The following is a 5,726-nucleotide window of genomic DNA, read 5'->3' on the forward strand; positions in this document are numbered from 1 at the left end:
GGCCGCGCGCGCCCGCCCGACGCTCGACCGCGCCGGCCGCCGCCTGCTGCAGCCGGGCGGCGCCGCGCTCGACCTGTCGTCGGTGGCGAAAGGCTATGCGGTCGACCGTCTCGCGCTCTGCCTCGAAGGACGCGGCCTGCGGTACTACCTCGTCGAGGTGGGCGGAGAATTGCGCGGCGCCGGCCTGAAGCCGGATGGCCAGCCGTGGTGGGTCGACATCGAGGCCGTGCCGGATGGCGGGGCCGCTCCGCGGGCCGTAGTCGCGCTGCACGGCCTGGCCATCGCCACCTCGGGCGATTATCGCCAGTTCTTCGAACTCGAGCAGCGCCGCGTGTCGCACACGCTCGACCCGCGCACGGGCCGGCCTGCCTGCGGCGTCGCCGCCGTGACCGTGCTCGCGCCCACGTGCATGGCGGCCGACGCGCTGTCGACCGTCCTCAACGTCCTCGGTCCCGTCGACGGCCTCGCGTTCGCCGAGCGGCGCGCGCTGGCCGCCCGTTTCCTCGTGCGACGCGCGGGCAGGCTGGAGGAAGTCGTGTCGCCGGCGTGGGAAGCGCTGCTGCAATGACGGCCCTGTTGACCACCGAACCGCTGCGCCTCGGCGGCGCCCTGCTGCTGTCGGGCAGCTGGCTCGCGCTTTGTCTCAACATGTGGCGCGCGCACGGCAAGAAACAGCGCAGCGCGACCGCCGACGCGGCCGCCGCCGACTGGCTCGTCGTCCACGCGAGCCAGACGGGCGGCGCCGAATACCTCGCGCGGCGCAGCGCGGAACTGCTGGCGACGGGTGGACTGGCCGCGCGCGCCGTGTGCATGTCCGCGCTCGACCGCGAGCGGCTGTCCGCGTCTCCGCGCATCCTGTTCGTCGCCAGCACCTATGGCGAAGGCGATGCGCCCGACACGGCCGCGCGCTTCGCCGGCCGGCTGATGACGGCCGGCGTCGACCCGGGTTTAGATCTTTCTCGCCTGCATTACGCCGTACTCGCGCTGGGCGACAAATGTTATGCGAATTACTGCGGCTTCGGCCGCGCGCTCGATGCCTGGCTCGCGCAGCAGGGTGCGACGCGCCTGTTCGACCGCATCGACGTCGACCGCGGCGCTGCGCATGCGCTGGCCGAATGGCAGCATCACGTGGGCCGCCTCGCCGGCACGAGCGACGCGCCCGACTGGGACGCGCCGGCCTATGCCGAGTGGCGCATCGTGGCGCGCACGCTGGAAAATCCCGGCAGCGCGGGCGCGCCGCTGTACCGCATCGCGCTGCGCCCGGCCGCAGGCAGCCTGCCCGCGTGGGAAGCGGGCGACCTCGCGCAGGTCAGCCCGCCGGACGACCCGGACCATCCGCGCGAATATTCGATCGCGTCCGTGCCGGACGAAGGCCGGCTGGAACTGCTCGTGCGCCTGCAGCAACGGGAAGACGGCCGCCTGGGCGCCGCATCCGGCTGGCTGTGCGCCCAGGCGGACGAAGCGGACATCGTGCGCCTGCGCCTGCGCGCGCACGAGCGCTTCCGCCTCGGCGACAACGCGCGGCGGCCGCTGGTCGCCATCGGCAACGGCAGCGGCCTCGCGGGCCTGCGCGGCCTGCTGAAGACGCGCATCGGCGCGTGCCGGCACGACAACTGGCTGCTGTTCGGCGAACGCAACGCCGCCCACGACTTTTTGCTGCGCGCGGAACTGGAAACGTGGAGCAACAAAGGCCAACTGGCGCACCTGGACCTCGCGTTCTCGCGCGACCAGGCGCAGCGCCGCTATGTGCAGGACGTGCTGCGCGCACGGGCCGACCGCCTGCGCGAGTGGGTCGGGCGCGGCGCCGCCATCTATGTCTGCGGCAGCCTGCAGGGCATGGCGGGCGGCGTGCACGAGGCGCTGGCCGCGATCCTCGGCGCGCCGCAGCTGGACGCCCTCGCGGCGGAGGGGCGGTACCGGCGCGACGTCTATTAAACAACGGCCAACATGTCGCAAACCTCCGCGTGGGCTCGGGGAGCCCACCCTACGGCCCGGACAATCGTAGGGTGGGCACACCCCGTGCCCACCAACCGCTCAATGCCCCGCCTGCGCGACGGTCGTCGCGTCGATCTCCGGACCCCACGGATCGCGCAGGGCGACCGGCTTGCCGTCCGCCGCGAAATCCATGATCACGTCCTTGTCCCCGGCATAACGCGGCCACGCCGGCAGCCTGCCGCCGTTCGGATCGCCCTTCATCGCGAAGTTCACGAGGTAGGCGCTCATCGCGCGGCCCATCGCCACGTCCTTCTTCGTGACCTGGTCGCCATACTTGACGTCGACGGTCGCGAAGAAATACGGGATGTCGCTGGCGTGCTGCGCGCCCGGCCTGGCTATGCTGTCGGCCACGTACGAGAAGCGGTATGCGTACACGGGAACGCCGTGCACGGCGAGGCGCCCGGCCAGGCTGCGCGCGCCGGCCACCATGTAGCCGGTCTTGCCGCCGATGTCGGCACTCGTCGCGCCGATCATCACGGGCACCTTCGCAAAGCGGCCGGACACGAACGCGACGCCCGAATCCACGGCCACCCTGCCATCCGCGAACGGGCCGAAATACGTCGGCGGATCCTGCGGTGCGCGGCTGGCGAGGTTCATGCCGTCCACGACCTGGTCGGCCGGCAGCGCGCGCAGCTTGTCCAGCGCCTGCGGATCGTCGGCCGCGATGCCCTTGGCCGCCGCGAAATTCACCCCCACCTGCTCGACTTCCGCCAGCGCCGGATTGCGCGACGCGCCGTCGCCGCCGGACAGCACCACGGCCTTCGCGAACAGTCCCTGCGCCAGCGGCGATGTCAGCAACGCGTTGACGGACATGCCGCCGGCCGATTCGCCGATGATCGTCACGTTGGACGCATCGCCGCCGAACGCCGCCACATTGTGCCTGACCCACTGCAGCGCGGCCAGCTGGTCCATGAAGCCGTAGTTGCCGAGCGGTTCATCGGTACGGCGCGCCTGCCCCGTGAGCTGCGGATGGGCGAAGAAGCCGAACCGGCCCAGGCGGTAATTGAAGCTGACGAGGACGACGCCCTGCTGCGCCAGCGCGGCGCCCGCATAGGTCGGCGGCGACGACCCGCCGTTGACGAAGCCGCCGCCGTAGATCCACACGATCACGGGCAGTTTCTTGTTCGCCGGCGCTTTCACCGGACGCCAGACGTTCACATACAGGCAGTCCTCGGACGGCGGCGTGCCGAGCGGCGCGGCATCGCTGGGGAAAGGCAGTTGCATGCAGTCGTGGCCGTATTCCGTCGCCGCGCGCACGCCGGTCCATGCGGCGGCCGGCTGCGGCGCGCGCCAGCGCAGGTCGCCGACGGGCGGTGCGGCGAACGGGATGCCCTTCCAGCTGGCCACGCCGTCCGCGATGGCGCCCTGCACCTTGCCCTTGTCCGTCGCGACGACGGGGCCGCCGCCGGCACCGGCCGGGGCTGCGGCGCATAGCGATGATACCGCTAACATCACAGGGCACAGCACATGGCTCAGCGAACGTGGGCTCGGCATGAAGGTCTCCTTGGTTGGTATCGCAATAGCGCGGCTCGGAATGAGGAAAGCGCATACCGATGCTAATGAGAGGATGCCGGTTCGTCAATGGGAACGGCCGGGGAGACCTGGAAGACCTGCACGCGTCGATTGGGGTGGCGTACACCTACCGCTTCTGATCGAAACGTCAGCGTACGCGGTTCGTTGGCGTTACAGTTTGGTGGAATCGAACCCCACCCGCACCGCGCCCCAATGCCGGCCGCCGATCTCGAGCGGCATCGACAGGTCGTTGATCACCTCCCCCGTATCGCGCAGGTAGGTCTGGAACAGGAACGGCTTGCGGTTCGCCGCCAGCTTCGCGCCCACCGGGTCGTCGAAGATGCGCTTGTTGCGGCAGAAGACCAGGTCGTGGTCGCGGCTTCCCTTCGGCGGCTGCGAGAACTTGCTGTTGTGCGTAGGCGCGTAGCCGCGGTTGTCGACGGCCAGCGCATACGCGCAGCCCGGCAGGTCTTTCAGCACGCGGTCGAACAAGGCCTGCAGGTCGCGCTCCACGGTACGGTCGTAGCCCGTCGTGAAACGCGGCGGGTCGGAGTTCGGGATCGGCTGGTACGCCTGGTCGAAGATGTCGACGCCGCGCGCCAGGTGTCCCCCGAGGCAGCGGCCGACGGCCTCGCGCAACTGCGTCGTCGCCTCGACCAGGCTGTCGAACGCCGTGCCGCCGGTACGGAATTCGGCCAGCACGCCCTGCATCTCCTCGGTCGTCGCGCGCACCTCGTCCACGCGGCGCGAGGCGTCGGCCATCGACTTGCCCGTCTCGGACGCATTCGTCGCCATGTCGCTGACCTGGCGGCCGATGGACTGGCTGATGCTGTCCAGCGACTGCATTGCCACCGCCATGTCGTTGACCGTGCCCGTCATGCGCTCGAAATCGGCGACGAAGGTCTTGAAGTGGCCGGCCGCCAGTCCAACCTCGCGCGCCGAGACGTTCACGCCTTGCAGGATATCCTGGGTGGCGCCGGTGGTCGATTCGACGAGCGTGAGCATCTCGCTGTTGACGCCCGCGATCTTGGTCGTCTCTTCGTTGACGRGTTGCGACAGCCGGCGCACCTCGGCCGCCACGACCGCGAAGCCGCGTCCGGCCGCGCCGGCGCGCGCCGCCTCGATCGCCGCGTTGATCGCCAGCAGGTTCGTCTGGTTGGCGATGCGCTGGATGATGCCGCCGAATTCGCTGATCGAGCGGGCATGATGGTCGAGCTGGCCGACCGTGCGCGCGAAGCCCTCCACTTTCTCCTCGATCACGCGCATGCGCCCTTCCAGGCGCGCCAGTTCGTCCATCGACGCGCGCGCCACCGTCAGGTTACGGTCCGCCGTGCCGGCGATGTCGTCCGTGCCGGCCTTGACGTTGGCCGACAGTGCCGTCACTTCCCGTGCCGACGCCGCCAGCTCGCGCGATGCGGCGTACTGCTGGCGCGCCTTGTCGAGCGACTGATCGACTTCCTTGCGCAGGCGCGCGGCATTGATCGCCGTGCGGATACTGCCGTCACGCGCCCCCAGCACGAGGCTGCGCACCCGTGCCGTCATGCCGGACCTTCCGGCCGGCGCGAACGCCGACGCCGAGGGCACCAGCGTCGCCTTCAACCAATTCAACATACTGCGTCTCCCGAGTGGCCGACTCTTTAGTTCGATGGCCGATTTTATTTGAGGAAAATATAGCTACTTTCTGGACACATGTCATCATTCGGCATAAAGCAACACTCTGTCCAGCCAAATAGGGTAAATGCAGAACAAAGAATCCATTAACGTCGCATTAATTTCACGTTTTCTAAATTACAATGTCCGAAAAGTATGGATGACCCACCGTCCGGCTCCCCCTGGTATGCCCTGTCCCCACTGCCCACCACCACCTTGAAATTCTCGATCGGCCATCGCCTGTTCGCGTCCGTCCTGCTGGCGATCATCGCCGTGGCCGCGGCCGCCGTGCTCCTGCTGCGCCAGAACGTGCTGGCCAGCTTCGGTGATTATGCCGTCGGCATCGAACTGGACCGCCTGGAAGAACTGTCGACCGCGCTCGCGCGCCAGTACCGCGTCCGGGGCAGCTGGGATTTCATTCCGGACGGCGGCCGCGAGGACTGGATCGCACGCGAGCTCGTGCGCCTGCAGCGAATGCGCGAGGATGGCGCGCCGGCCGGGCCCGCTGGGGCGGCACCCGCCGTCCCGCCGGCACCGCCCGCTCCCCCCGCACCGCCGGCGCCCCCGCT

The 5,726-nt window shown here is 69.5% G+C and carries 5 protein-coding genes; 3 read left to right on the forward strand and 2 right to left on the reverse strand.

Annotated features, from left to right (window positions below):
• Window positions 1-568 (forward strand): FAD:protein FMN transferase (locus AC1DYX_RS26800; protein WP_477264549.1); only part of this gene is annotated, 568 nt, incomplete at its 5' end.
• Entirely contained in the window at window positions 565-1,935 is a 1,371-nt protein-coding gene (locus AC1DYX_RS26805) for a sulfite reductase subunit alpha (RefSeq protein WP_477264551.1), read from the forward strand. The genes AC1DYX_RS26800 and AC1DYX_RS26805, both read left to right, overlap by 4 nt.
• A 99-nt stretch (window positions 1,936-2,034) precedes the next feature.
• On the opposite strand, the gene AC1DYX_RS26810 is transcribed toward AC1DYX_RS26805, so the two are convergent.
• Both AC1DYX_RS26810 and AC1DYX_RS26815 read right to left on the reverse strand, forming a co-directional pair.
• The gene (locus AC1DYX_RS26810; RefSeq protein WP_477264553.1) at window positions 2,035-3,489 is read right to left on the reverse strand and encodes a carboxylesterase/lipase family protein; all 1,455 of its coding nucleotides are present in this window, start codon (window positions 3,487-3,489) and stop codon (window positions 2,035-2,037) included.
• A 189-nt stretch (window positions 3,490-3,678) separates the two neighbouring features.
• The gene (locus AC1DYX_RS26815; RefSeq protein ID WP_477264555.1) at window positions 3,679-5,118 is read right to left on the reverse strand and encodes a methyl-accepting chemotaxis protein; all 1,440 of its coding nucleotides are present in this window, start codon (window positions 5,116-5,118) and stop codon (window positions 3,679-3,681) included.
• 195 nt (window positions 5,119-5,313) lie between these two features.
• Here AC1DYX_RS26815 and AC1DYX_RS26820 point away from each other — a divergent pair.
• Window positions 5,314-5,726 (forward strand): hypothetical protein (locus tag AC1DYX_RS26820; protein ID WP_477264557.1); only part of this gene is annotated, 413 nt, incomplete at its 3' end.

This window comes from Massilia sp. P2_C2, assembly GCF_056404615.1.

Bases quoted from the DNA above. Each gene is read 5' to 3' on its own strand.
- AC1DYX_RS26810 (WP_477264553.1), bottom strand. From the start codon at position 3,489: ATGCCGAGCCCACGTTCGCTGAGCCATGTGCTGTGCCCTGTGATGTTA.
- AC1DYX_RS26805 (WP_477264551.1), top strand. From the start codon at position 565: ATGACGGCCCTGTTGACCACCGAACCGCTGCGCCTCGGCGGCGCCCTG.